The organism is Paractinoplanes rhizophilus, from assembly GCF_042664765.1.
Taxonomy (GTDB): domain Bacteria; phylum Actinomycetota; class Actinomycetes; order Mycobacteriales; family Micromonosporaceae; genus Actinoplanes; species Actinoplanes rhizophilus.
Genome location: NZ_JBHTBJ010000006.1, coordinates 61,399 through 84,667, shown reverse-complemented (window position 1 = coordinate 84,667; position 23,269 = coordinate 61,399). Strand labels below are relative to the sequence as shown.

Genomic DNA, 23,269 nt, shown 5'->3' with positions numbered 1-23,269 from the left:
GAGTTGCCGCTGGACCCGGTGATGGTGCCCGCGCAACGACGCAGCCCGGAGAAGTCACCGACCGAGCGGCTGATCTTCGAAGACAATTCGCGTTCCACCGTCGTCCTTCCCTATGTGCCGTCGGCACGGGCCAGCCGCACGCGCCCGCTGCGCGCCTGGATGCTGGCGCTCCCGGCCGATCTGGCCGCGCTGCTCGCCCCGATCACCTGGAGCCAGCAGTACTGGAAGGGCACGATCACGGTCGCTCTGCTGACCGTCTTCGCGTTCTCGATCGGCGGCCTGTATCGCGCGCGCCGCCACCTGAGCGTGCTGGACGAGCTTCCCCAGCTCTACTTCCGCTTCCTGGCCGCCACGGCCGCGGTCGCGATCGTGGCGGCCGCCCGGCACGGCTCGATCAATTACGTCGACGGCTTCTTGCGGCTGGCCGCGATCTCGGCGGCGCTGATCCTGCCGGCCCGCGCGCTGAGCCGGTTCGCCGTGCTGCTGGCCCGGCGCAAGCGCTGGGTGGAGCACAGCGCCATCATCGTGGGCGGCGGCCCGATCGCCGTCGAGCTCGCCCGGCTGCTGCGCCGCTACCCGCAGTACGGCCTGCGCTTCGCCGGCTTCGTCGACGTGCCGCAGACCGCGCACGACACGCGCGAGACGAAGCCGCTGATCGGCGAGCCCGAGCAGCTCGAGGAGCTGGTCCGCTGCACCGAGTGCGACGTGGTCATCATCGCCGACATCGACTGCCCGGAGAGCCGGCTGCTGCGCGCCGTGCGGGCGCCCGGCCTGGCCCGCACCGACCTGTGGATGGTGCCGCGGCTGCGCGAGTTCCCCGGCTCGACCGGCTCGCCCGACCACATCGGCGCGATCCCGGTGGTGCCGCTGCGCCGGCCCACGCTCTCCGGCCCCAAGTGGGCGGTCAAGCGCACCACCGACATCGTCTTCGCGTCGATCGCGCTGATCCTGCTCAGCCCGATCATGCTGATCGCGGCGATCGGCGCCCGCATCGAGTGCGGGCCGGGCGTCATCTTCCGCCAGCAGCGGATCGGCCGCTACGGCAAGCCGTTCGACGTGCTGAAGTTCCGGTCGATGCGCCCGGCCGACGAGGCCGAGTCGCAGACCACCTGGACCATCGGGCACGACCCGCGGGTCGGCCCGTTCGGCCGGCTCATCCGGCGCACGTCGGTGGACGAGCTGCCCCAGCTGTGGAACATCCTGCGCGGGGACATGACGGTGGTGGGGCCGCGGCCCGAGCGGCCGTACTTCGTCGACCGCTTCTCGGTGGACTTCCCGGAGTACGCGATGCGGCACCGGGTGCCGGTGGGCCTCACCGGCCTGGCCCAGGTGAGCGGACTGCGCGGCGACACCCCGATCTCCGATCGGGCGCGGTTCGACAACTACTACATCGAGAACTGGTCGCTCTGGCTGGACGTCAAGGTCATTTTGCGTACGGCCGGGGAAGTGTTCCGGGGCCGCGGCCGATAAGGCCGGGGCGTCCCTCGCTGAGCGGAATCTCACCATTTGGCCGTCGGAGACGGCGGAAGTACGCCACCTTCGAAAATCCCTACTCCGAACGTCCGCAACTTGCGGTAGAGTCACGGAACTTACGGTCCGTGACTTGATGGGGTATGCCGATGACGAGCACCGAGGCCACGACCGCGACCCTGACCGGCCGCGCGATCCAGAACCCGGTGTTGACCGGCTTCCATCCTGACCCCTCGATCGTGCGAGTGGGCTCGGATTACTACATCGCCACCTCGACCTTCGAGTGGTATCCGGGCGTGCGCCTGCACCACTCCACCAACCTGGTCGACTGGGAGCCGCTCGGCGGCGCGCTCGGCGAGAAGCGCCTGCTCGACCTGACCGGCGCCGGTGACTCGGGCGGCGTCTGGGCGCCCAGCCTCACCTACGCCCACGGCGAGTTCCACCTGCTCTACACCGACGTCGCCACGTTCGCGGGCGGGTACTGGGATCCGCAGAACTACCTGGTGACCGCCCCCCGCATCGACGGGCCGTGGTCCGACCCCGTGGTGCTGCACGGCCGCGGCTTCGACGCCTCGCTCTTCCACGACGAGGACGGCTCGACCTGGATGCTGTCGATGGTCGCCGACGCCCGTCCGGGCCACAACCGGTTCGCCGGCATCTCCATCCAGCGGTACGACCGCGCGGCCCGGAAGCTGACCGGCGACGAGCACATGATCTTCAAGGGCACCGCGGCCGAGCTGACCGAGGCGCCCAACCTCTACCGCAAGGACGGCTGGTACTACCTGGTCACCGCCGAGGGCGGCACCAGCTGGGAACATCAGGTCACGGTGGCCCGCTCGCGCGACATCCTGGGGCCGTACGAGGCGGATCCGGCGGGCCCGCTGCTCACCTCGGCCGGCCGGCCCGATCTCACCCTGCAGAAGGCCGGGCACGGCAGCCTCGTGGAGACGCCGGCCGGGCAGTGGTATCTCGCGCACCTCGTCGGCCGGCCGTACTCGCCGCTGGGCCGCTGCGTGCTCGGCCGCGAGTCGGCGATCCAGGAGGTGACCTGGACCGAACAGGGCTGGCCGCGCATCGCCGGCGGCATCCCGGCCGACACCGTGGCGGCCCCGCTCGGCGTCACCGTGCCGCCCGAGCGCCCGATCTCCTCCGAGCAGCAGGAATGCGACGACTTCGACGCCCCGGCGCTAGGGGTCAACTGGTCGACCCTGCGCCGCCCGGCCACCCCCGACTGGGTCGACCTGACCAGCCGGCCCTCGTTCCTGCGCATCACCGGCGGCCAGTCGCCGATGACCCGGCACCGGCCCAGCCTGGTGGCACGCCGGGTCGTGGCCCGCGCGTGCGAGTTCGACGCGGTGCTCGAATTCGCGCCGCGCAACTATCGGCAACTTGCCGGAATCACCGCGTACTACAACACCAAGAACTGGTACTTCCTGAACGTGACCGCCGAGGACGACGGCACCCCGGCGCTCGGGCTGCTGGCCTGCGACAGCGGCAAGGTGCGGGTGGTGCCCGACGCGCGGGTGGACGTCAGCGGCATCCGGCGGCTGGGCCTGCGGACGAGGCTCGCCGGCGAGGCGCTGACCTTCGCGTACGCGACCGACCCGGACGCCGCCCAGCCGCAGTGGCAGGATCTCGGTCCGACATTCGACGCGACCACGCTCTCCGACGAGTACGCGGCCGAGGTCGTCGCGGGCGAGCCGGAAGTCTGGGGCTTCACCGGCGCGTTCGTGGGACTCTGGGTGCAGGATCTGGGCGCCGAGGGCGGTTACGCCGACTTCGACCGCGCCACCTACAAGACCTCTGGGTGAAGAGGGGTGTCCGGGCTGGGCGGGGCGCGCCCGGCCCGGGCATTAACTACCTCGAACCCGTCGCGATCGCCAGGATCCGGCCGGTGTTGACGCCGGTCGACGAGCAGGCCGTCGTCGCGCCCTTCACGAAGATCGACGACGTCTCGTGCGGCGGGGTCACGGTGTAGCCCTTCACCGCCACCGACTTGCAGGTGGCCGGGTCGACCTCGCCCGGGTGGTGGTAGGCGAGCGTCGCGTGCGCCGACTTCTTGGGCGCGATGGTCACTGTGGGCGGCGGCGCCTCGGAGGGGCTCGGCGCGAACGACTGGTCGATCGCCTCGCCGGTCTTGGCGGCCACCCACGCGACCGCGGGGTATCCGGCGAGCGAGCACGGCTTGGCCGACTTGTTCGTGAAGACCAGGTTCACGTACAGCAGGCCGGCGTTGGACTCGACGGCGCCGGTCGACGCCTTGAGGTCGGCCGTACGGCAGCGGCTCGCGGTCTTCGTCGCCCTCGGCTTCGTGCCCGTCGCGCCGGGATCCGTCACCCCGGCGCCGCCCGGCTGGCCGGCCGGTGGTGCGCTGGTGCGGCCGGACGGGGCCGCCGGCTCGCTCGCGGCGCCGGACGGAGCCACCCACTTGCCCTGGCTGCCGGCGGACGCCGACGGGTCGTCGTGGGAACAGGCGGCGGCCAGCAGCACAGTGGCGGCGGCCAGCAGATGCACGAGACGTTTCATGAGAACCTTGCTGTCGACCGGAGTAACCCATCAAACCCCATGCGCACCAACCCCGGACACCGGCCTCAGGGACAGGGCCGGGTCGGCCGCACGGGCGAGGAAATACGATCGCTCCCGTGCGGAAGCGGCCGATCAGCCGCCGTGACTTCCCGGCCAAGCCGCCGCTGCAGCAGAGGAGGAGGAGGAGAGCCTGTGGGCAAGGTGGTCATGTACAGCTCGGTGTCCGTGGACGGCTTCGTGGCGGACGAGAACGACCAGCCCGGACCGCTGTTCGACTGGTTGTCCGGCGGTGACGTGCCGTTGGACGAGAGCGGCGCGGTACGGGTGTCGCAGACGTCCTACGACTACATCCGGCCGTACTGGGACCAGATCGGGGCGACGATCGTCGGCCGCCACGTCTTCGACATGACCGACGGCTGGGACGGCAAGCCTCCCGGCGGGATCGACCATGTGGTCGTCGTGACGCACCGGCCGGCGCCCGACGGCTGGGACCCCAAGGCGCCGTTCCACTTCGTCGACGGTGTCGAGGCGGCCGTGGCCAAGGCGCAGGAGCTCGCGGGTGACCGCCTGGTCGAGGTCGCGGCCGGCGACGTCGGGGGCCAGGTGCTCGCCGCCGGCCTGGTCGACGAGGTGCGCATGGACGTCGTGCCCGTCGTGTTCGGCTCCGGCAAGCGCTTCTTCGGCTCGGTCCGCGCGCAGCACCTGCTCGAGGATCCGGACGTGGTGATTCGGGGCAACCGGGTGCTGCACCTGCGCTATCAGGTGCGCCGCTGACCGTGCGGAGACGGTTCTCGCCCGCTCCAGGCGGCGTGCAGCAGCTCACGTAGGCCCTCCGCGGTGACCGGGCGCGGATTGGGGAACGTGGCCGACGCCACCTGATCGGCAATCCGGTCGATGTCGCCCTCCGCCATGCCCAGCTCGCGCAGCGACCGGGGCGTCCCGAGGCGCCCCTCCAGCTCCCAGAGCTCCGCCGGGGACGGCTCGGCGGCGCCGTTGTAGGCGAGCGCGTGCGGCAGCACGACCGTGTGGGTCTCGGCGTGCGGCAGGTTGAGCGTTCCGCCGAGCGCGTGGCACAGCTTGTGGTGCAGCCCCATGGTGGTGGCCCCGAGGACCGCGCCGCACAGCCACGCCCCGTAGAGGGCGTCGGCCCGGGCGCCGGCGTCGTCCGGCCGCCCGGCGATCGCGGGCAGCGCCGCCAGCAGCGCGCGGACGCCCTCGCGGGCCATCAGCGAGACGATCGGCGACGCGTCCGGGGCGTACCGGCCCTCGGCGGCGTGCGCGACGGCGTTGATGCCGCTGGTCACGGCCAGGCCCACCGGCATGCTCCGGGTCAGCGACGGGTCGTAGACCACGCTGACCGGCAGCACCCGGGGATCGCGGCCGGTGCGCTTGACCCCGTTCTCGGTCAGGCCCCAGACCGGCGTCATCTCCGAGCCCGCGTACGTCGTCGGCACCGCCACCACCGGCAGGCCGTGCGTCAGCGCGACCGCCTTGCCCAGCCCGATGGCCGACCCGCCGCCCACCGCGACGCAGCCGTCCGCGCCGAGCTCCGCCGCCACCTCGCGGGCCCGGTTCGCGACCTCGACCGGGACGTGCATCGCGGCCTCGGGCAGCAGTCCGGCGCAGCGGTCGCCGAGCGCCTCGGCGACCTGCTTGCCGACCGCTTCCTGGCGGGGCCCGCTGAGCACGAGGACGTTCTCGAGCCTCAGGAAAGAGATCTCGCCGGGCACCCGGGAGAGGGCGCCATCGCCGAACACGACCCGCATCGGCAGGGCTTCGTAGACGAAGTTCATCGCCGCAGCCGGATGTCGAAGGTGAGCGCGCGGAACGGATTGTCGAGGCCGGCGGCCGCGGCTCGCTGCGGATCGTCGACCTCGGGGACCTCGCGGATCAGGCTCTCCTTGACGCCGAAGACCGCGTCGGAGTCGAGGTAGGGGCTGTCGGCGACGAAGACGTGCGTGGTCACCGACCGGTGGCCGGGCGCGGTCACGATGAAGTGCAGGTGCGCCGGCCGGTACGGGTGGCGGCCGGTCGCCCGCAGCAGCTGCCCGACCGGCCCGTCGTCCGGGATCGGGTAGTACCGCGGCACCACCGACCGGAACCAGTACCGCCCGTCGGCATCGGTGCGGAACAGCCCGCGCAGGTTGCCCGGCGGCTGGATCCCGGGCTGCTGCACGTCGTAGAAGCCGTCCTCGTTGGCCTGCCAGACGTCGACGACCGCGCCCGCGAGCGGCTCGCCGTCCGCGCCGGTGACCTGGCCCGACACCAGGCAGGGCGTGCCCTTCTCGTCGAGCGCGATCGGGTCGCCGAGCTCGCGGGGCGGCGACTCGACCATGTGGAACGGCCCGAGGACCGTCGACTCGGTCGACCCACCCCCGGCGCGGTGGTTGATGGTCTCGACCAGCATGGAGACGCCCAGCACGTCGGAGAGCAGGATGAACTCCTGCCGGTTGGCGTCGCTCTTCTGCCCGGTGCGGGTCAGGAAGTCGATCGCGGTGGCCCACTCGGCCTCGGTCAGCTCGACGTCCTTGACGAAGCTGTGCAGGTGCTCGACCAGCGAGGTCAGGACCGTGCGCAGCCGGTCATCGGGGGTGCCGGCGAAACTGGCGGCGACGACCTCGGCCGACCGCTGCTCGGAGAACATGCTCACGGTCTCAGCTTAGGTTCCCCGGCGGGCTCAGTCGCTGAAGGTCAGGTACAGCAGGGCGACCAGCGCCACGATCATCAGCACGATCAGGCCGCCCACGATGAGGGTGGCCGTGGTGCCGCCGCCGTCCTTCTCGTACTCGATGCCGTCCTGCCCGATCTCCGGTTTGTTGCGCTGCCGCACGGCGAATCCTCCCGCTCACGTTGGAACTCGCGGAGGTTAGCCAGCGGGATCGGGGCGGAACGAGGCTCGATTCCGCAGGGCGAAACGGGTGACCAGCCGCGATGGCGCGGCTCCGCTGTGTCAGACCGGCCGGTGCGGGGCAAGCTGGTGCTGGGCGAGCTGGTGCTGGGCGAGCCGGTGCTGGGCCAGCACGCTGCGCACGAGGCGGCCGGTGCGGTGCAGCGCCGGGCTCGGATAACGCTGCGCCGTGCCGAGCACGGCGAGGGCGCCGACGACCCGGCCGGAGACGTGTACGGGCACCGCGGCGCCCGCCATGCCCACGAGGAACTCGCCGGACTGGATCGCGTACCCCCGGTCACGGCTGGCCGCCACGTCGGCCGCGAGCCGCGCCGGGTCCACGATGGTCGCCGCCGTGCGGGGCGTCAGCCGCAGCTTGGGCACGACGGTGGCGGCGCCCTCGGGCGTCAGCCCGGACAGCACCGCCTTGCCGATGCAGCCGCTGGTCAGCGGGTACCGGCGGCCGACCGGCGAGGTCTCGGCGGGCGGCGGCTGCACCGGCCGGCGCTTGCCGATGATCAGCAGCGACAGCGAGTCCCAGTCGACCTCGGCGATCAGCACCGTCTCGCCGGTCACCCGGGACAGCTCGTCGGCCGCGGCGCCGGCCCGGTGGGTGATCGCCGAGCTCTCCGAGACCTGGCTGCCCAGCTCCAGCAGGCGGACCCCCAACAGGTACGCCCCGTCGGGGTCCTGCCGCAGGAAGCCGCGCTCGATCAGCGTCACCGCGAGCCGGCGCACGCTCGGGCGCGGCAGGCCCACGGCCTCGGCGAGCTCGGACAGCGTCAGCCGCGGATGGGCCGAGCTGAACGCGCTCAGGATGTCGAGCGCCCGGGCCACCGACCGGACTTCGCCCCGGCGGTCCGGGCCGTCGCCCGATGCGATCATGGTTTGCGGCCGACCGCCCCGTACGCGTCGATGTACTCCTTCTTGCCGGGCTCGGCGCGCCACTGGGTGATCTGCACGAGGCCCGGATCGACCAGCTCGGTGCCCTCGAACACGGTGGCCAGCTCGTCGGGGCTGCGCAGGATGTACGGCACGCCGCCCATCTCGGCCAGCCGCTCGGCCCCCGCGACGACCTCGGGACTGGTGTTGGTGCCGTCCCAGAAGACCAGGTGGCTGCCCGGCACGGTGGCGTCCATGACCGTGTTCACGATGGAGCGGATCACGGCGAGGTCGGGCTCGTAGCCCATGACGCCCATGAACATGACCCCGATCGGCTGGTCGAAGTCGAGCGTCTCGCGCGCCCGGGTCAGGATCGTCTCGGGGTCGTGGTAGTCGGACAGCACGTACTGCGTCGCGCCCTCGCCGGTGGTGCCTCGCAGCAGCGCCCGGGCGTGCACCAGCACCATCGGGTCGTTGTCCACATAGGCGATCTTGGCGTCCGGGTGGACGCCCTGGGCGACCTCGTGCGTGTTCTGCATCGTGGGCAGGCCGGTGCCGATGTCGAGGAACTGTTTGAGGCCGGCCTCGGCGGCGAGGTATCGCACCACGCGGATGAGGAACTGCCGGGAGTGCCGCGCCATCAGCGCGATCTCGGGATAGATCTGGGCCACCGCGTCCCCGGTGGCCCGGTCGGCGGCGAAGTTGTCCTTGCCGCCCATCCAGTAGTTCCACATGCGCGCGGCATGCGGGATGTCGGGCTGAAGCTGCGAGGACAGATCCTCATCCGGGGTCGTCATGGCGCCCTTTCTATGTCACCGGCGGCTCGACTTCAAGAGTTTGTCCACCAAGGACCCGTCACATGTCGGCGACTGGCGACGACCTACGCATTGTAGGGCGTTCGCGCTGCTCAGAACACCAACCGGAGGTGAGCGTCCGGACCCGTACGGTGACGCGGGCTCAGAGTGGCTTGTGGAAGATCAGGAAGTCGCACGGGGTGGCCAGGCGCGACACCAGGGCGGGGTAGTCGTCGGCCAGATCGCCCGTGCCGATCACCCGGTAGCCGAGCCGGGTGTACCAGTCGTACAGGAACTTCTTCACCGGGTGCGTCCACGTGCTGGGGTAGAGCAGCTCCAGCTGCATCGTGGTGAGTCCCTGCTCGCGGGCCCAGCTTTCGCCGTACGCGACAAGGTCCCGGCCCAAGCCGGCGCCGCGCCGCCCGGGGTGAGTCACCAGCATGCCCAGTTCGCCCTCGCCGGTGGGCAGGCGCTGCAGGTGCATGGCGCCCACCAGCGTGCCGCCGGGGTCGCGCGCCACCACGAGCCGGCCGGCGTCGATCATGGCGGCGATCTCGCCGGCGCTGGTGCGGTCGGTGCCGTCGAGCCACATGCCCTTCTCGGCTTCCGCGTAGACCTCGTTGACCAGCGCCGCCACCTCGGCGGCCAGCCCGATATCGGTGGGCAAGGCGTGATTGATCATGTTTCGGCTCGCAGAGTGAGATGGAGCGATCATCGTATCGGGGCGAGGCCCCCGGGTAGGAGAAGAGATCAGGTTAGGTTAGCCTCACCTCATGACGACCGAGGCCACCCTCACCGGCGCCGGGCTGACGCTCGGCTACGACAGCCGGACCGTCGTGCACGACGCCGGCATCGAGCTGCGCGCCGGCGCCGTCGTGGCGCTGATCGGCCCGAACGGCTCCGGCAAGTCGACGCTGCTGCGCTCGCTGGCCCGTCTGCACCACGCCCGGGCCGGCACGGTCACGCTCGACGGCGACGACGCGCTCGCGCTGCGGCCCAAGGACTTCGCCCGCCGGGTCACCCTGCTGACCCAGTCGCGGCCGACGCCGGGCGGCGTCCGGGTGCGGGACGTCGTCGCGTACGGAAGGCACCCCTACCGCGGCCGCTTCGGCGCCGGCGACCCGGACGGCCCGGCGGTCGTCGGCCGGGCGATGCGCCGGACCGGCGTCGACGGCATGGCCGACCGGGCCGTCGACGAGCTGTCCGGCGGCGAGCTGCAGCGGGTCTGGCTCGCCACCTGCCTCGCCCAGGACACCGGCGTCGTCCTGCTCGACGAGCCCACCACCTTCCTCGACCTGCGCTACCAGATCGAGACCCTCGACCTCGTCCGCGACCTCGCCGACCAGCACGGCGTCGCGGTCGGCGTGGTGCTGCACGACCTCGACCAGGCCGCCGCGGTCGCCGACGAGCTCGTGCTGCTGCACCAGGGCGTCGTCCGGGCGACCGGCACGCCGGCCGAGGTGCTCACCGCCGCCCTGCTCACCGAGATCTACGGCCTGCGCATCGACGTCGACGTCGATGACGACGGGCATGTCCGCACCAAGCCGCTCGGCCGGCACAACAGAAAGGTCACCCTGTGAAGATCCGCGCCCTCGCCACGACGGCGGCCGCGCTCACCGCCTTGCTCGTCGCCGCCTGCGGCACCACCGAGGACCCGGCCGACGCCGCGGCCCCCGCGTCGCCGGCGCCCGCGGGCCCGGTCGACCTCACCGACGAGCGCGGCGCCGTGCACCTGGACGCCCCCGCCCGGAACGTGGTCTCGCTCGAGTGGGGCCTCACCGAGAACCTGGTGGCGCTCGGCGTGAAGCCGGCCGGCCAGGCCGACGTCAAGGGCTACAACGTCTGGGACACCTCCGCGCCGATCGACGCGAGCACCCCCGACGTCGGCCTGCGTGGCGAGCCCAGCCTCGACTCGATCGTCGCGCTCGACCCCGACCTGGTGGTCACCACCACCGACGTGCCGGAGACGGTGCTCGCCCAGCTCGCCAAGAAGGTGCCCGTGCTCGCGCTGCGCGGCTCCGACGGCAGCGACCCGATCGGCTACATGCGCCGGACCGTCACCACCCTGGCGAAGGCCACCGGCACCGAGGCACAGGGCGCCAAACTGCTCGCCGACTTCGACGCCAAGCTCGCCTCGGCCAAGGACACCCTGGCCAAGGCGGGTAAGACCGGCACTCCTTTCGTGATGGCCGACGGCTGGGTCGACTCCGGCACCGTCTCGCTGCGCATGTACACGCCGGGCTCGTTCTTCGGCGCGATCGGGGCCGAGCTGGGCCTGCGGAGCCAGTGGACGACGGGCGGCGACAAGGACTACGGCCTCGCGCAGACCGACGTCGAGGGCCTCACCAAGATCAAGGACCCGAACACCACCTTCGTGTACGTCGCCAACAAGGCCGACGGCGGCGACTTCACCGACTCCCTGACGAACAACGCGGTCTGGAAGCAGCTGCCGTTCGTCCAGGGCCAGAAGGTCAAGCGCCTCCCCGACGGCATCTGGATGTTCGGCGGCCCGCTCTCGGCGTCCAAGTACCTCGACGCCCTCGTCACCGCGGTCTCCTGAGATGACGAGCACGACCGTCGCCTCGCCTCCGGCATCGGCGCAGCCTGACGTGATGGTCGCGCCGCCGGCACGAGGGCGTCCGCACACGTACGGGATCATCGCGCTCTTCGCGGGCGCGGTCGTGCTCCTCCTCGTGCTGTCCGTGGTGCACCTCACCCAGGGCACGGCGCACCTGCAGCCGGGCGAGTTGCTGCGCGCCCTCTGGCCCTGGGCCCACGACGACGGCGAACGCGCCCAGGCGGTCGCCGTCCTGGTCGCCAGCCGGCTGCCCCGGCTGGCGGCCGCCCTGCTCGTCGGACTCGCCGTCGGGGTCTCCGGCGGCGTGCTGCAATCCGTGGCGCGCAACTCGCTGGCCTCCCCCGACACGCTCGCGGTCAACGCCGGGGCGTACGTGTCGGTGGTGGCCGTCGCCGCCTTCGGCGTCTCGCTGCCGTTCTTCCTCGACGGCCTGACCGCCTTCCTCGGCGGCCTCCTGGCCGCCGGCCTAGTGCTGCTCGTCGCCCGCGGCGGCGCCGCCGGCCCCACCCGCCTGATCCTGGCCGGCTCGGCCGTGGCGCTGGCCCTCAACGCGCTCACCACCGTCCTGCTCATGCTGTACGCGCAGAACACGGTGGGCCTGTTCGCGTGGGGCTCCGGCACCACCGTCCAATCCGGATCCGAGCAGGTCGTCCGGGCCGCTCCCCTGGCCGGCCTCGGCGTGGCCGCCGTGCTTTTGCTCGCGCACCGCCTGGACGTGCTAGCCCTCGGCGACGACCCGGCCCGCGTCCTCGGCGTCGACGTGCGGCGCACCCGCGTGCTCGCGATCGTCGTGGCGGTCCTGCTCGCCGCCACCGCGGTGACCGTCGCCGGCCCGATCGGCTTCGTCGGCCTCTGCGCCCCGGTCATCGCCCGGCTCATCGCCCGCCGCGTACCCGGCCTCGGCGCGCACCTGCTGCTCCTGCCCTTCGCCGGCCTGGCCGGCGCCCTCGTCGTCGTCCTGGCCGACGTGCTCCTGCGGGCGGTCCTGCCGGCCGACGTGGCCATCTCGGTGCCGACCGGCGTCGTGACGTCCTTGGCCGGCGCCACCGTCCTGGTCTGGCTGGCCCGCCGCCTCCGCGACGGCGGCCCCGCCGTGCCGGCCCGCGGCGCCCACGGCTCGGTCCGCTCCCGCGCCTGGGTGGTCGCGGTCGGCGTCGTCCTCGCCGTCGCGCTGGTGGCCGCGTTCGTCGCCGCGCTGCTGCTGGGCGACCGGCTGGTCCTGCTGGGCGACGTGGCCAACTGGCTGCGCGGCGCCGCCGGCCGCAACGTCGGCTTCGTCCTCGACCAACGCTGGCCCCGCGTGGCCGCCGCCCTGCTCGGCGGCGCCGCCCTGGCCCTGGCGGGGGCGATCGTCCAGGCGGTCTGCCGCAATCCCCTGGCCGAGCCGAGCCTGCTGGGCGTCACCCCCGGCGCGTCCGCCGGCGCCGTCGCGGTCGTGCTGCTCCTGCCCGGCCTCGGCGTCTGGCCCGTCATGGCCGCCGCCACCGGGGCCGCGCTCGGCACCTTCGCCCTGGTCTACTGGCTGGCCGCCGGCCGCGGTCCCGCCTCCGACCGGATCGTGCTGGTCGGCGTGGGGGTCAGCGCCGCCGCCTCGGCCATCACCGCGCTGATCGTCGTGGTCGTCTCCCCCTGGAACACCGGCACCGCGCTGACCTGGCTGGCCGGATCCACCTACGGCCGCACGATCGGTCAGGTCGTGCCGGTCGCCCTGGCCCTGCTGGTCGTGCTGCCGCTGGTCCTGGCCGGCAGCCGCACCCTGGACCTGATCTCACTGGACGAGGACGTGCCGCGGGTGCTGGGGGTGCCGCTTGGCCGGGCCCGCCTGGGCTTCCTGGCCGTCGCGGCGGTACTCACCGCCGCGGCCGCCTGCGCCGTCGGGGCGCTGGCCTTCGTCGGGCTGGTCGCCCCGCACGCCGCCCGGGCCCTGGTCGGCGCCAGGCACGCCCGATCGGTGCCGGTGGCGGTGGCGCTGGGCGCGGTGCTGGTGAGCGTGGCGGACACGGTCGGGCGCACGGTGCTGGCCCCGACCCAGCTGGCGGCCGGGCTGGTCACGGCGCTGATCGGGGCGCCGTATTTCGTGTGGTTGCTGTGGCGCAGCCGCAGCGCCGGCTGAGCTTCTTCCCGCGGGCCGCGCTCGTCGTCAGCGAAGCTGGATCCCTACCTCGGCTGCGACCGCCTCCACCATGGAGATGAGTCGATCGGTCCGGGAGGGCATGAGGTGTCGATAGCTGGCGATGGTGAGCAGGCCAGGGCCGACAAAGGCCCAGGCGCGGGCTCGGGTCCAGGTTTCATCGTCGGCTCCCGACGCGGCCCGCAGCAGGTCGCGAGCGGGGGCGTCGAAGATGCTCCACGCGTAGAGCAGGTCCACGGATCGGTCGCCGATTCCGATGCCGCCGAAGTCGATGACTCCGGCCAGCCGCCCGTCGTGGTGGGTGAGGAGGTTCTCCTCCGACAGGTCGGTGTGCACCCAGCAAGCGGCTTCGGTGGCCGCAGGGACGTCGCGCAGGCGTCGCCACGCCTCACGAACGCCGGCTGGGTCGAACAGGTCCGCCAGCGCGGCAGCCGCGCGATCGGCCCATTGGTCGATGGTGTCGGTGACCGGCTCACCGCAACGGTAGCCCCAGTGCTCGGGCCCGGCCGGAACTTCAGCGGTGCCGACCCCGTGGAGGCTCTGCAGGAAGTGGCCTAAGGACTCGGCAAGATTGGCCTGCTGCGAGCCGTTCAGCGCCGGCGGAGAGCTGCCCGGAACCCAGGACACGACCGCCCACGGCCGGGGAAAGGTCTCGCTGGGCCGGCCGGCGACGACGATGTCCGGGACGGCGACCGGCAGATGGGGTGCGAGCAGGGGCAGCCAGCGCACTTCATTCAGTAGGTCCGCCACGTAGTCGTCCGACCGGGGCAAGCGGATGGCCAGTGTGCTCCCGACGCGGAACACCCAGTTGCTACTCCCCGAGGCGGGGCTCACCCGGACGGGCATGTCGGCCAGATGCGGTGCTTGAGCGCGAAGCAGGCGGGTCACGACCTGGGGGTCCGGGACCACGTCGGCCGTCGAGGAGGGACGGGAACTCACCCAGACATGATCGTCGAATCACCCCGCGACACAACTCGATTTGGACGCCCCCACCCGATCTGCCGCCGACCGTGCGCGGCGGCCGCGTTCGCGCTGGTCTGGTGCGTGGATCTGACCGATGACCGGACGGGCGATCAGGCCGGCCGGTCATCGGTGCGTGGGGTGGTTCGGCGGGTCAGCGGAAGGCGTCGATGTTGCGGGCGGCCCACTCGGTGAACGGTCGTGGGGGTCGGCCCAGTACCTGCGTCACGTCGGGGCTGATTCGCTGTTCGTGTGCGGTCGGCGCGCCGAGGATCGCCAGTGTGCCTTCGACGACCGGTGGTGGCATGAACGTCAGCATCTGCCGGCGGGCCTCGTCGGGTGGTTGCTCGACGAAGCGGATCGGCTCGCCCAGTGCCGCGGCGAGATCCGCGACTCGTTGGCGGGGCGTGCTCAGGACCGGGCCGGTCAGCTCATAGGTGTGACCGTCGTGGCCACCCCGAAGGGCCATGGCGGCCACCTCGGCGATGTCGTCGGGATCCACCACCGGCAGGCCGACGTCGCCGAAGGGTGCGGCCACCGTCCGGCCGGAACGAATCGCGTCGGCCCAGGCGAAGGCGTTGGAGGCGAAGCCGCCGGGACGCAGGATCGTCCAGCCGAGGCCCGACCGGCGTACGTGATCCTCGATGGCGTGCAACGGGGCGTGCGACGCCGCGCCCGGCCGGGTACCGACGGCTTGTGAGGATTGCAGCACGATCCGCTTCACGCCGGCCTCGGTGGCCACCTTGATGATCTCGGGCCCGTCGAGGTTCGCCCCTGCTCCTTCCACCAGCAGGAACATGGCGTCGGCGCCGGCGAGTGCGCCACGCAGGCTCTGCGGGTCCTCGAGGTCTGCCCGGTGGTGGCGAATTGCCTCTGGTACCGCGACCGGGCGTCGTCCACGCGACACCGCGGTGACCGCGGCACCCGTGTTTGCCAGGACCGACACCAGCGTCCGGCCGACATTGCCGGTGGCTCCGGTTACGACCAACATGTCTCGTCTCCCGTCCAACCGCGTCGTCCGCGCGGTTGAAAGGGACGCTAGTAGCTTCCGTATAGTAGGTACCTACAGGATAGTAATGGCTTTGTGGCGGAGGGCACATGCAACGATCAGCGAACCCCGAGACCGCGTGCCCGGTCGCGCCGGTCGTCGAGATCGTGTTCAGCCGGTGGACGACGCCGATCCTGTGGGCTCTGCACCAACACGGCCGGCAGCGCTTCGTGGAACTGCAGCACCGGCTGAGCAGCATCACCCCGAAAGTCCTCACGCAGCGGCTACGCCAGCTGGAACGCGACGGGCTCGTCGCGCGCACCTACCACGCCGAAGTGCCACCCCGGGTCGAGTACGAGATCACCGAGCTGGGCGCCAGCCTCGGTCCGCTCTTCGCTCATCTGAACACATGGGCCGACGCCCACCTCCCGGCAGTGGAGCGGGCACGCAGCGCCTACGACGCCGGCTGACGAGCCCCGGCCACACGACCACGCGGATGCGGCGCCATCCTTCACCACCACCGTACGCAGCGCCTCGATCGAACATCCGGATCCCCCGCGCCCCTGTCTGCCAGGGTGAGTTGAGGCGGTGGCTCAGATCCTGGCCTTGACGGACCGTGCGGTATGACTATCTCTTCGCATTCTGATCCGGCCATTGCCACGGACGACGAGCGGGTGCTGCGGGCAGCTGCGGCGGCGTACCTGGGCCGGTACCGGGGCGAGTCCCGGGTCCATACCGGCTCCGGTCTCGAAGTGTTCCTGACCGGGTGTTCGGGCCAGAATCTTGACGCACTGGAGCTGGGCCGGCCCGAGGTCGAACGGTATGTGCCCGCAGGGCCCAGCCCCGACATCAGCAGAGCATCGCACGGACACGGACCCTCCCGCTGTGCGCGGATCTGCCGATGAGCGGATGTACCCACCCGCGCTGTTCCGGCAGGATTCAGCCTCGTGACAGACCAACTCGAGCCGGACGCTAGCGGCGGGACCCGTCCCGGGCGCGGGCGGTTGCGGGACTGGATCGTCGCTCATCCGGCCGACGTGATCGACGTGTTCGTCTACGTTGTCGTCCTGAACCTCGCCGTTCAGTACCTCCCGGCCGTCATAAGCGAGACCTTCACCCTCTCGCTGCTGACGGCCGCCCTGCTCAAAGTCACGCTCGAGGTGGTGCTGCTGCTCAAGGGCGCCGTCCTGGCCCGGCTGCGCGGGGCAACCACCCGACGGGTGAAGGCGACATCCGCCCTTCTGCTCTGGGTGGTGGCGGCCGGGAGCAAGCTCGTCGTGCTCTGGCTGATCGACATCGTGTTCGGCGGTGCAGTCAGTCTGGGCGGCTTCTTACCCGTGACGCTGCTCATCATCGTCCTGCTGGTGTCGCGGGCTGCCGTCAGACGTCTTCTCTACGGCACGACTGTCCCGAACTGAAGAGCGTTCTGGCCCACCCGGCCTCGTGCGAGGCTGGATCCGGCCGACGCCCGGATCTGCCGCCGATCGTGCGCGGCAACGGCTCGGCCGCCGCACTCGGTGCAGCACAATGTCCGTATCGATGGCGGCTGTGCTCCGAGATCAGCCACGAAGGCCACGTACGCGGATTGCCCTGCCGCGATGCGCCCGGTCGGGCCGGCTCCGCGGCGCCTTGTCGGCTTCCCGGCCCGGTGTCGTATCTGGTTTCACCGGCACAGGGACGTGCAAGCGTTCGTGGTTGGCCGTCGTGACCGACGTGATGGCGGTTCGGCGCGTCTGTTACGAGGCCGCGTGACGAACCGTGGCACCAGTCAAGCCGACCTTGACCTGAGCACAGAGAATAGGGGTCGGCGCCCTTGGTGATCCGGCGGTCGACCGCGGCCACGGTGGCACCGGGGAGGAAGTGGACGCATGATCGCGAGGCGGATTGCCACCCTGGTGACAACCCTGCTGACCTTCGCCGGCCTGGGTGCCTGCGGCAGCGCCACCACCCTCGAGCCGCGGCGCAACGAACCGGCCGCGATCGCGCTGAGTCCGGTCGGCGGCGCGCGGACCACCGTTCGGGAGAGCCACGCCGGGCAAGCCGCCACGGGCGTCAACCATCTGCCGTCCGCCTTCCGGCTTCCGCCGGGCAGCCAGGTGACCACGCTCCGCGATCACGAGTCCGGCGCCTCGTTCACTCTGACCGCGCCTGACCCGGAGGCGGTGCTCGCGTTCTATCGGCGCGAGCTGCCACGGCGCGCCTTCACGATCGTCTCCGACCGGGCCGGACCGGACACCACCAGCCTGGCATTCCGGAACGCGGACGGCTGGGCCGGCGAGATCTATGCCACGCCGCGCTGGGTGACGGTCGCGGTGCGGCACGCCTGATGAGCCCGAACCCCCAGCCGGGCTTGAGCCTGGCGAGCATTGGATGGCGTACGTCGACCCATGACCGGTAGCTTGACCGTGTGACTGCGGACGGCGTGGAGGGATACCCGAGCAGAGAGGACCGGATCGTCGCCGAGTTCGGTGACGGGTTTGACGTAGAGGGAATCGCCTTCCGCTACGGCCTCAGCGTCGCGCAGGTCTACGCAGTGGTCGAGCGCGAGGTCGAGCCCGCGGCGCAGCCACCGACCGGTGTTCTCACGCCGGCGGGCTACCCACACGCCGCGCCGAGCTTGCAGCCGGCACCGGGATTGCCGGCGGAGGACGCCATCGTTGCCGCGTACGGCCAGGGGCACGACGTCGCCTGGATCGCCCGCCTGCACGGCCTCACCGTCGAGCAGGTCTACGAGGTGGTGCGGCGAGCCGTCGCGGACGACTCTCCGCCGCCTGCCGGCCTATTGCCGCCGACTTAGGCGGGTGCGCGGCCCAGGAAAGCGAGCAGCCGGTCGCTCGGGGAGGCGTCGTCCGGGAACGGAAGTGGGCGGCCGAAACGGCCGGGGCGGTCGGGGGCGCGGATCAGGACGACCGCCAGGTCAAGAAGCTCGTCGGCCAGGTCGGGTGGGATGGGGCGCGGGTCGCCGCAGGACTGGGCGACGTCCCAGCCGTGGACGGCGAGCTCGATCGCGCCGGCGCCGGCCACCACGGGTGCGCTCAGGTGCGCTTGCTCCACCCGTACGGTGAAAGCGCCGCAGGCCCTGGACCATGCACCCAGCAGGAGGGTCGCGCGTTGCCGGACCAGCGGAATCACGTCGCCGGCGTCCTGCGGTGGCGTCAGGGGGACCTCGGCCGCCGTGGCGGCCTCCTCGAGGGCGGCCATCGAGTCAATCACGTGCTCCAGCAGGTCGCGAAGGTCCCAGCGGGGGCACGGGGTGTGGCGGATCAGCAGCGGCTCCGAGACCAGGGTGGCGCATCCCAGGAAATAGGCGACCGACCGTTCGAGGACGGCCACCCCGGCTCGCAGCGCTGTGTTCATGGGACCGGGATCGACTCGGGCAGGCCGAAGGTCCGGAACAGGCGCCGGTCGAAGAAGGCGGACACGTGGCTGACGCCGTCGCGGGTCAGGGTGAGGACCGGCAGGTTGAACGGGCGGTAGGTGTCGCCGTCGCGCATGTAGAGACCGAACGCGTGCTGGCCGTTCGCCATCGTCGGCACGAGCTTCATGTCGCCGGGGCCGTCGGCCGGGCAGCGGGTGTCGATCAGCCGGGCGATGGTCTCGGGGCCCTCGTACCAGCCGGTGAACGGCGGCATCTCCCAGACGGCGTCCTTGGTGAAGATGTCGACCATCGCGCGGATGTCCTTGGCCTCGAACGCGGCCACGAACCGGTCGAGCAGCTCGCGCTGGTCGGCCTCGCTGGGCTCGGTGACCTCGTCGGCGTCGACGGTGACCTGCTGAAGCTGGGCGCGGGCGCGCTGCAGGGCGCTGTTGACCGACGCGGTGGTCAGGTCGAGCATCTCGCCGACCTCGGCGGCCGGCCACTGCAGGACGTCGCGCAGGATCAGGACCGCGCGCTGCTTCGCCGGCAGGTACTGCATCGCGGCGATCACCGCGAGGCGGATGCTCTCTCGCTGGGCGACGACGCCGGCCGGATCCATCATGGCGTCGGGCAGGGGCTCCAGCCAGGGCACCTCTTTCTGCTCCACCAGCGCCTCCGACGGGTCGGAGCTGGGTGCGCCCAGGCCGATCGGCAGCGGGCGGCGGCTGCGCGACTCGAGCGCGTTCAGGCACGCGTTCGTCGCGATCCGGTGCAGCCACGTACGCATCGAGGAACGGCCCTCGAAGCGGTCGTACGAGCGCCACGCCCGCACATAGGTCTCCTGCACCAGATCCTCGGCGTCGTAGACCGAGCCGAGCATCCGGTAGCAGTGGGCCAGCAGCTCCCGCCGGTAGGGATCCGCCTGCTCAACGAACTCGGTGTCCACTGCCGCACCTCCTCGTGAAGTACCGACCGGGGTCCGCCGCGAAATTCATCGCTCGGCCGGCGATGAGTTTTCCCGCCGGGATCGGTCTGTCCTGGCGATCGTAATTAATGAGGGAGGTCGGCGGCCGTGCCGAAGACGACGGATCGCAGGTGGATCGCACTGATGGTGCTGTGCGCCGGGATGTTGATGATCATCCTGGATGTCACGATCGTGAACGTGGCCCTGCCGGCCATCCAGGGCGATCTCGGGTTCTCGCAGTCGGGGCTCGCCTGGGTGGTCAACGCCTATCTGATCCCGTTCGGCAGCCTGCTGCTGCTGTTCGGGCGAATCGGCGACCTGGTTTCCCGGCGGGGCGTGTTCGCCGGCGGCCTGATCCTCTTCACCGTGGCGTCGGGGCTCTGCGGGCTGGCCTCGAGCCGGGAAATGCTGATCGCGGCACGGTTCCTGCAGGGCGTCGGCGGGGCGGCGACCTCGGCGGTCATCCTCGGGATGATCGTGACGATGTTTCCGGGCGCCCGCGAACAGGCGAAGGCGATCGGGGTCTACAGCTTCGTGGCGTCGGCCGGCGGCGCGGTCGGGCTGCTGCTCGGCGGCGTGCTGACGTCGGCCGTGAACTGGCACTGGATCTTCTTTGTGAACGTGCCGGTGGGGGTCTGCACCGTCGCCGCAGCCCGGAGGTTGATCGCGGCCGATCGGGGGCCGGGGCTGCGGCGAGGTGCGGACGTTCTCGGGGCCATGCTGATCACCGGGGCGCTGATGGTGACCGTCTACACGGTCGTCTCGCCCGGCGGGTCGGTGTGGATGGCGCTGCTGGCCCTCGGGCTGGGCGTGGGGTTCGTGGTGCGCGAGGCCACGGCGGAGCGGCCGCTGGTCCCGCTGCGGATCTTCAAGTCGGCGCCGCTGGCCCAGGCCAATCTGGCGCAGCTGCTGAGCGCGGCCGGGATGTTCGGGATGTTCTTCGTGGGCGTCCTGTACTGCCAGCACGTCCTCGGCTACGACGCGATGACGATCGGGCTGGCGTTCCTGCCGGTCACGGTCGTGATGGGCGGGCTGTCGCTGCGATACACCGAGAAATTGATCGTACGGTTCGGGGCACGCCGGCTCGTGCTCACCGGACTGGCGCTGGTGGTGGCCGGGCTTCTGTACTTCGCCCGGGTGCCGGCCGACGGCTCGTACGTGATGGATGTCCTGCCCTCGATGTTGCTGCTGGGCGTCGGCGGCGGGCTGGCGTTCCCGGCGCTCGCGGCGCTGGCCATGTCGTCCGCCACCCCGGACGACGCGGGGCTGGCGTCGGGGGTCTTCAGCACCACGGCCGAGGTCGGGTCGGCGCTGGGGCTCGCGGTTCTCGCCACGCTGTCGACGGGCGGGTACCGGCTGCCGTTCATCGTGGCCGCCGTGATGGTGGCGGCGGGGCTCGCGGTCTTCCTCCGTCCGGCGCGGACCCGGGTCGAGCCCGCGCGCGAGCTCGTCACTGTTTAGAGGGGAACTTTCGTGGAGCTGCAGAAGGTTGTTCAGGACGCCATCGACGAGCAGGTGCGGTCGGGGCGGGAGGTGGCGGTGCAGGTGGCCGTCTATCGCGACGGCGAGCTGATCGTGGATGCGGTGGCCGGACCGGCCACCTCGTCGACGCTCTTCTACACCTGGTCGATGGGGAAGGCGATGACGGCGACGCTGGTGCATCGCCTGGTGGAACGCGGGGTGCTCGACTACTCCATGCCGGTCGCCGACGTGTGGCCCGCTTTCGCCGCGAAGGGCAAATCGCGCGTGACGCTGCGGCACGTGTTGCAGCACACGGCCGGCGTTCCCGGCATCGGCGCCACCACCACTGTCTCGGAAATTTGCGATTGGGACCTGATATGTGAGCGAATCGCCGACAGCGAGCTCTGGTGGGAGCCGGGCACGCAGGTCGGATACCACGCGTACACCTTCGGCTACATCCTCGACGAAGTCTGCCGCCGGGCCGGCGGCAAGCCGCTCGGTGAGTTGCTGCGCCAAGAGATCGGCGTCCCGCTGGGTGTCGCCGACGAGCTGTGGTTCGGCCTACCGGCTTCCGAGCAGCACCGCCTCGCTCCGCTGGTCGACCCGCCCGCGCCGCCCGGCATGTCCTTCGAGCTGCCGCCGGACTCGCCGATGGCGCGGGCCTCCGCGCTCGAGCTGTGGCCCACCGCGGCCCTGGGCAACCGGCCCGACGTGCTCGCCGCCGACATCCCGGCCGGCGGCAAGATGACCGCGCGGGCCATCGCGAGGTTGTACGCCTCGCTGATCGGCGAGGTCGACGGCGTACGCCTGCTGAGTCCCGGCACGATCGCCGCGATCCAGGCCGACACGTACGCGGGCACCGACCAGGTCTTCGGCCACCCGGCCCGCTTCGGCCTCGGGTTCGCGCTGAGCCGCCTCGGCGAGGAGGGCGGCGATGCCCTGGCCTGGGGTGGCATGGGCGGCACCTTCGGCTACGGCGACCCCTCGACCGGCATCGCGTTCGCGTACTGCAAGAACCTGCAGACCGCGGACTTCGACAACGCCACCGAGATCGTCAACCTGGTCAATGCCTGACTGAACCGCGGCTGGTTACTTGTCCGTAAACAAGGACATGCGCCACGACGCGCTGCGCATCATCTACAGTAGTCAGCCGATCGCATGCTGTGACAGCATCGGCCTTGTTGGCATGTTCGGCTGATGGGGAGGACGCAGTGGCCGTTTCCGTGAACCTCGACGCGGTGCTCGACCCGGAGTTCCAGACGGTGGACATTCTCGACCTCGTGGGGGCGCCGGTGTCGGCCTTCGCGGGGGTGTCGGAGGCCGAGGCCGAGGGGCTGAAGGCGGCATTCGGCATCGAGACGATCGGCGACCTTGCGGACAATCCGCTGGTGCGGGCGGCGCTGGCCATCAGGGAGATGGCTAGGGTCGCCGAGCAGCCGCCGGCCTGACGACCGCTCCCTTCGGCGCCGACACGCCCCGGGCGACCGACTGCTCGCGTTCCCGGGCAGACGCGGATGTTGGGACAGCGGTCAGAAAATGACCGCAATGGTTGGCACCATGGGTGGCATGACAGCAACGTGGAAGATCGAGCTCATCCCCGTCCCGGTCACCGACGTGGACCGGGCCAAGGCGTTCTACGAGCGGATCGGCTTCAACGCCGACCACGACCACCAGGTGCACGAGGGCCTGCGGTTCGTGCAGCTGACGCCGCCCGGGTCGGCCTGCTCCATCGTGCTCGGCACCGGCATCACCGACAAGACGCCGGGCACCCAGGAGATCCAGGTCGTGGTGGCCGACGCGCACGCCGCCCGCAAGCAACTGGTCGAGGCCGAGGTCGAGGCCAGCGAGGTGGACGCGCAGCCGTGGGGCAACTTCGTGTACTTCCGGGACCCGGACGGCAACAAGTGGTCGCTGCAGGCCCTGGAGTACCGGCCGAACGGCTGATGCGCTGGGCCTCGCAATCGTGCCCGCCGGCGTAGGCGACCTTGACCCGGGTCGCGTGGACGATCGGCGCCTGCGGATCCTGGGCGGCGGCGAGGGCGACCAGCTTCTCCGCCTTCGCCGGCTGGCCCTCGCCGGCGCATAGATCGGCGTACGCGCAGAGCAGGTCCACGTCGCGCGGGGCCAGGGCCAGGCCGTCCAGGAGGATCCGCTCGGCCGGGGCGGACCGGCCGGCGTCCTGTTCGGCCCGGGCCAGCCAGTACATCAGGTCGGGGTCGGGCCCGTTGCCGGCCAGGGCCGCCCGGGCCGCCTCGCCGGCCAGCAAGCCG

Annotated in this window: 25 protein-coding genes; 14 read left to right on the top strand and 11 right to left on the bottom strand. The window is 71.5% G+C overall.

Annotated features, from left to right (window positions below):
- The first annotated feature begins 3 nt into the window (after positions 1 to 3).
- Together ACFQS1_RS11085 and ACFQS1_RS11080 are read left to right on the top strand one after the other, a co-directional pair.
- Positions 4 to 1,470, top strand: coding sequence for a sugar transferase (locus ACFQS1_RS11085; RefSeq protein WP_378966591.1), 1,467 nt, complete (start codon positions 4 to 6; stop codon positions 1,468 to 1,470).
- A gap of 149 nt (positions 1,471 to 1,619) precedes the next feature.
- A complete protein-coding gene (locus ACFQS1_RS11080) occupies positions 1,620 to 3,281 on the top strand; it encodes a glycoside hydrolase family 43 protein (protein ID WP_378966589.1) in 1,662 nt (553 codons plus the stop codon).
- A 46-nt stretch (positions 3,282 to 3,327) separates the two neighbouring features.
- Here the strand turns inward: ACFQS1_RS11080 and ACFQS1_RS11075 are convergent, their stop codons facing one another.
- On the bottom strand, positions 3,328 to 3,996 hold the full coding sequence (locus tag ACFQS1_RS11075) for a DUF4232 domain-containing protein (protein WP_378966587.1): 669 nt from the start codon (positions 3,994 to 3,996) through the stop codon (positions 3,328 to 3,330).
- Between the two features lie 192 nt (positions 3,997 to 4,188).
- On the opposite strand from ACFQS1_RS11075, the gene ACFQS1_RS11070 reads away from it, so the two are divergent.
- On the top strand, positions 4,189 to 4,770 hold the full coding sequence (locus ACFQS1_RS11070) for a dihydrofolate reductase family protein (protein ID WP_378966585.1): 582 nt from the start codon (positions 4,189 to 4,191) through the stop codon (positions 4,768 to 4,770).
- Here the strand turns inward: ACFQS1_RS11070 and ACFQS1_RS11065 are convergent.
- From ACFQS1_RS11065 to ACFQS1_RS11040, 6 genes are all read right to left on the bottom strand, one after another.
- Positions 4,755 to 5,789: a maleylacetate reductase gene (locus tag ACFQS1_RS11065; protein ID WP_378966583.1), complete on the bottom strand. Its 1,035-nt coding sequence runs from the start codon at positions 5,787 to 5,789 to the stop codon at positions 4,755 to 4,757. The genes ACFQS1_RS11070 and ACFQS1_RS11065 overlap by 16 nt on opposite strands.
- Positions 5,786 to 6,640, bottom strand: coding sequence for an intradiol ring-cleavage dioxygenase (locus tag ACFQS1_RS11060; protein WP_378967033.1), 855 nt, complete (start codon positions 6,638 to 6,640; stop codon positions 5,786 to 5,788). Before ACFQS1_RS11060 ends, ACFQS1_RS11065 begins: the two co-directional genes overlap by 4 nt.
- A 33-nt stretch (positions 6,641 to 6,673) precedes the next feature.
- A complete protein-coding gene (locus tag ACFQS1_RS11055) occupies positions 6,674 to 6,826 on the bottom strand; it encodes a hypothetical protein (RefSeq protein ID WP_378966580.1) in 153 nt (50 codons plus the stop codon).
- A 120-nt stretch (positions 6,827 to 6,946) separates the two neighbouring features.
- The gene (locus tag ACFQS1_RS11050) at positions 6,947 to 7,768 is read right to left on the bottom strand and encodes an IclR family transcriptional regulator (protein ID WP_378966578.1); all 822 of its coding nucleotides are present in this window, start codon (positions 7,766 to 7,768) and stop codon (positions 6,947 to 6,949) included.
- Complete coding sequence (locus tag ACFQS1_RS11045; RefSeq protein ID WP_378966576.1) at positions 7,765 to 8,562, bottom strand: SAM-dependent methyltransferase; 798 nt, start codon at positions 8,560 to 8,562, stop codon at positions 7,765 to 7,767. The genes ACFQS1_RS11050 and ACFQS1_RS11045 overlap by 4 nt, the downstream gene beginning before the upstream one ends.
- A gap of 160 nt (positions 8,563 to 8,722) precedes the next feature.
- A complete protein-coding gene (locus ACFQS1_RS11040) occupies positions 8,723 to 9,241 on the bottom strand; it encodes a GNAT family N-acetyltransferase (RefSeq protein ID WP_378966574.1) in 519 nt (172 codons plus the stop codon).
- A gap of 91 nt (positions 9,242 to 9,332) precedes the next feature.
- Between ACFQS1_RS11040 and ACFQS1_RS11035 the strand changes: the two genes are divergently transcribed.
- Genes ACFQS1_RS11035 through ACFQS1_RS11025 form a run of 3 tightly spaced genes read left to right on the top strand, consistent with a single transcriptional unit; the run spans position 9,333 to position 13,250 of the window.
- The gene (locus ACFQS1_RS11035) at positions 9,333 to 10,139 is read left to right on the top strand and encodes an ABC transporter ATP-binding protein (RefSeq protein WP_378966572.1); all 807 of its coding nucleotides are present in this window, start codon (positions 9,333 to 9,335) and stop codon (positions 10,137 to 10,139) included.
- Positions 10,136 to 11,119, top strand: a complete 984-nt coding sequence (locus ACFQS1_RS11030) for an ABC transporter substrate-binding protein (protein ID WP_378966570.1) — start codon at positions 10,136 to 10,138, stop codon at positions 11,117 to 11,119. Before ACFQS1_RS11035 ends, ACFQS1_RS11030 begins: the two co-directional genes overlap by 4 nt.
- A 1-nt stretch (position 11,120) precedes the next feature.
- The gene (locus ACFQS1_RS11025; RefSeq protein ID WP_378966568.1) at positions 11,121 to 13,250 is read left to right on the top strand and encodes an iron ABC transporter permease; all 2,130 of its coding nucleotides are present in this window, start codon (positions 11,121 to 11,123) and stop codon (positions 13,248 to 13,250) included.
- 27 nt (positions 13,251 to 13,277) lie between these two features.
- On the opposite strand, the gene ACFQS1_RS11020 is transcribed toward ACFQS1_RS11025, so the two are convergent.
- Entirely contained in the window at positions 13,278 to 14,156 is an 879-nt protein-coding gene (locus ACFQS1_RS11020) for an aminoglycoside phosphotransferase family protein (protein WP_378966566.1), read from the bottom strand.
- A gap of 226 nt (positions 14,157 to 14,382) precedes the next feature.
- On the bottom strand, positions 14,383 to 15,219 hold the full coding sequence (locus tag ACFQS1_RS11015) for an NAD(P)H-binding protein (protein WP_378966564.1): 837 nt from the start codon (positions 15,217 to 15,219) through the stop codon (positions 14,383 to 14,385).
- Positions 15,220 to 15,326: 107 nt separating this feature from the next.
- Between ACFQS1_RS11015 and ACFQS1_RS11010 the strand changes: the two genes are divergently transcribed.
- From ACFQS1_RS11010 to ACFQS1_RS10995, 4 genes are all read left to right on the top strand, one after another.
- Complete coding sequence (locus tag ACFQS1_RS11010; protein WP_378966561.1) at positions 15,327 to 15,686, top strand: winged helix-turn-helix transcriptional regulator; 360 nt, start codon at positions 15,327 to 15,329, stop codon at positions 15,684 to 15,686.
- Positions 15,687 to 16,253: 567 nt separating this feature from the next.
- Complete coding sequence (locus ACFQS1_RS11005) at positions 16,254 to 16,634, top strand: hypothetical protein (RefSeq protein ID WP_378966559.1); 381 nt, start codon at positions 16,254 to 16,256, stop codon at positions 16,632 to 16,634.
- A 450-nt stretch (positions 16,635 to 17,084) separates the two neighbouring features.
- Positions 17,085 to 17,543 carry a hypothetical protein gene (locus ACFQS1_RS11000; RefSeq protein WP_378966557.1) on the top strand — a complete coding sequence of 153 codons (459 nt, stop codon included), beginning with the start codon at positions 17,085 to 17,087 and terminating at the stop codon, positions 17,541 to 17,543.
- 80 nt (positions 17,544 to 17,623) lie between these two features.
- Positions 17,624 to 18,013, top strand: a complete 390-nt coding sequence (locus ACFQS1_RS10995) for a hypothetical protein (RefSeq protein ID WP_378966555.1) — start codon at positions 17,624 to 17,626, stop codon at positions 18,011 to 18,013.
- Here ACFQS1_RS10995 and ACFQS1_RS10990 read toward each other — a convergent pair.
- Together ACFQS1_RS10990 and ACFQS1_RS10985 are read right to left on the bottom strand one after the other, a co-directional pair.
- On the bottom strand, positions 18,010 to 18,573 hold the full coding sequence (locus ACFQS1_RS10990; protein WP_378966553.1) for a TIGR03086 family metal-binding protein: 564 nt from the start codon (positions 18,571 to 18,573) through the stop codon (positions 18,010 to 18,012). The two genes, ACFQS1_RS10995 and ACFQS1_RS10990, sit on opposite strands and share 4 nt — an antisense overlap.
- Positions 18,570 to 19,520, bottom strand: a complete 951-nt coding sequence (locus tag ACFQS1_RS10985; RefSeq protein WP_378966550.1) for a sigma-70 family RNA polymerase sigma factor — start codon at positions 19,518 to 19,520, stop codon at positions 18,570 to 18,572. The genes ACFQS1_RS10990 and ACFQS1_RS10985 overlap by 4 nt, the downstream gene beginning before the upstream one ends.
- A 126-nt stretch (positions 19,521 to 19,646) precedes the next feature.
- On the opposite strand from ACFQS1_RS10985, the gene ACFQS1_RS10980 reads away from it, so the two are divergent.
- The 4 genes from ACFQS1_RS10980 to ACFQS1_RS10965 all read left to right on the top strand — a co-directional run bounded on the left by ACFQS1_RS10980 (position 19,647) and on the right by ACFQS1_RS10965 (position 22,943).
- On the top strand, positions 19,647 to 20,999 hold the full coding sequence (locus tag ACFQS1_RS10980) for an MFS transporter (protein WP_378966548.1): 1,353 nt from the start codon (positions 19,647 to 19,649) through the stop codon (positions 20,997 to 20,999).
- Positions 21,000 to 21,011: 12 nt separating this feature from the next.
- Complete coding sequence (locus ACFQS1_RS10975) at positions 21,012 to 22,073, top strand: serine hydrolase domain-containing protein (RefSeq protein ID WP_378966545.1); 1,062 nt, start codon at positions 21,012 to 21,014, stop codon at positions 22,071 to 22,073.
- A gap of 137 nt (positions 22,074 to 22,210) precedes the next feature.
- Positions 22,211 to 22,447 (top strand): hypothetical protein, encoded by a 237-nt coding sequence (locus tag ACFQS1_RS10970; RefSeq protein WP_378966543.1) that lies wholly within the window; start codon positions 22,211 to 22,213, stop codon positions 22,445 to 22,447.
- A 118-nt stretch (positions 22,448 to 22,565) separates the two neighbouring features.
- On the top strand, positions 22,566 to 22,943 hold the full coding sequence (locus ACFQS1_RS10965) for a glyoxalase superfamily protein (protein WP_378966541.1): 378 nt from the start codon (positions 22,566 to 22,568) through the stop codon (positions 22,941 to 22,943).
- The last annotated feature ends 326 nt before the right edge of the window (positions 22,944 to 23,269 follow it).

Coding starts and splice junctions, on each gene's coding strand:
- ACFQS1_RS11080 (WP_378966589.1), top strand. CDS start 1,620: ATGACGAGCACCGAGGCCACGACCGCGACCCTGACCGGCCGCGCGATC.
- ACFQS1_RS11075 (WP_378966587.1), bottom strand. CDS start 3,996: ATGAAACGTCTCGTGCATCTGCTGGCCGCCGCCACTGTGCTGCTGGCC.
- ACFQS1_RS11065 (WP_378966583.1), bottom strand. CDS start 5,789: ATGAACTTCGTCTACGAAGCCCTGCCGATGCGGGTCGTGTTCGGCGAT.
- ACFQS1_RS11060 (WP_378967033.1), bottom strand. CDS start 6,640: ATGTTCTCCGAGCAGCGGTCGGCCGAGGTCGTCGCCGCCAGTTTCGCC.
- ACFQS1_RS11050 (WP_378966578.1), bottom strand. CDS start 7,768: ATGATCGCATCGGGCGACGGCCCGGACCGCCGGGGCGAAGTCCGGTCG.
- ACFQS1_RS11045 (WP_378966576.1), bottom strand. CDS start 8,562: ATGACGACCCCGGATGAGGATCTGTCCTCGCAGCTTCAGCCCGACATC.
- ACFQS1_RS11040 (WP_378966574.1), bottom strand. CDS start 9,241: ATGATCAATCACGCCTTGCCCACCGATATCGGGCTGGCCGCCGAGGTG.
- ACFQS1_RS11035 (WP_378966572.1), top strand. CDS start 9,333: ATGACGACCGAGGCCACCCTCACCGGCGCCGGGCTGACGCTCGGCTAC.
- ACFQS1_RS11025 (WP_378966568.1), top strand. CDS start 11,121: ATGACGAGCACGACCGTCGCCTCGCCTCCGGCATCGGCGCAGCCTGAC.
- ACFQS1_RS11015 (WP_378966564.1), bottom strand. CDS start 15,219: ATGTTGGTCGTAACCGGAGCCACCGGCAATGTCGGCCGGACGCTGGTG.
- ACFQS1_RS11010 (WP_378966561.1), top strand. CDS start 15,327: ATGCAACGATCAGCGAACCCCGAGACCGCGTGCCCGGTCGCGCCGGTC.
- ACFQS1_RS11000 (WP_378966557.1), top strand. CDS start 17,085: ATGATCGCGAGGCGGATTGCCACCCTGGTGACAACCCTGCTGACCTTC.
- ACFQS1_RS10990 (WP_378966553.1), bottom strand. CDS start 18,573: ATGAACACAGCGCTGCGAGCCGGGGTGGCCGTCCTCGAACGGTCGGTC.
- ACFQS1_RS10965 (WP_378966541.1), top strand. CDS start 22,566: ATGACAGCAACGTGGAAGATCGAGCTCATCCCCGTCCCGGTCACCGAC.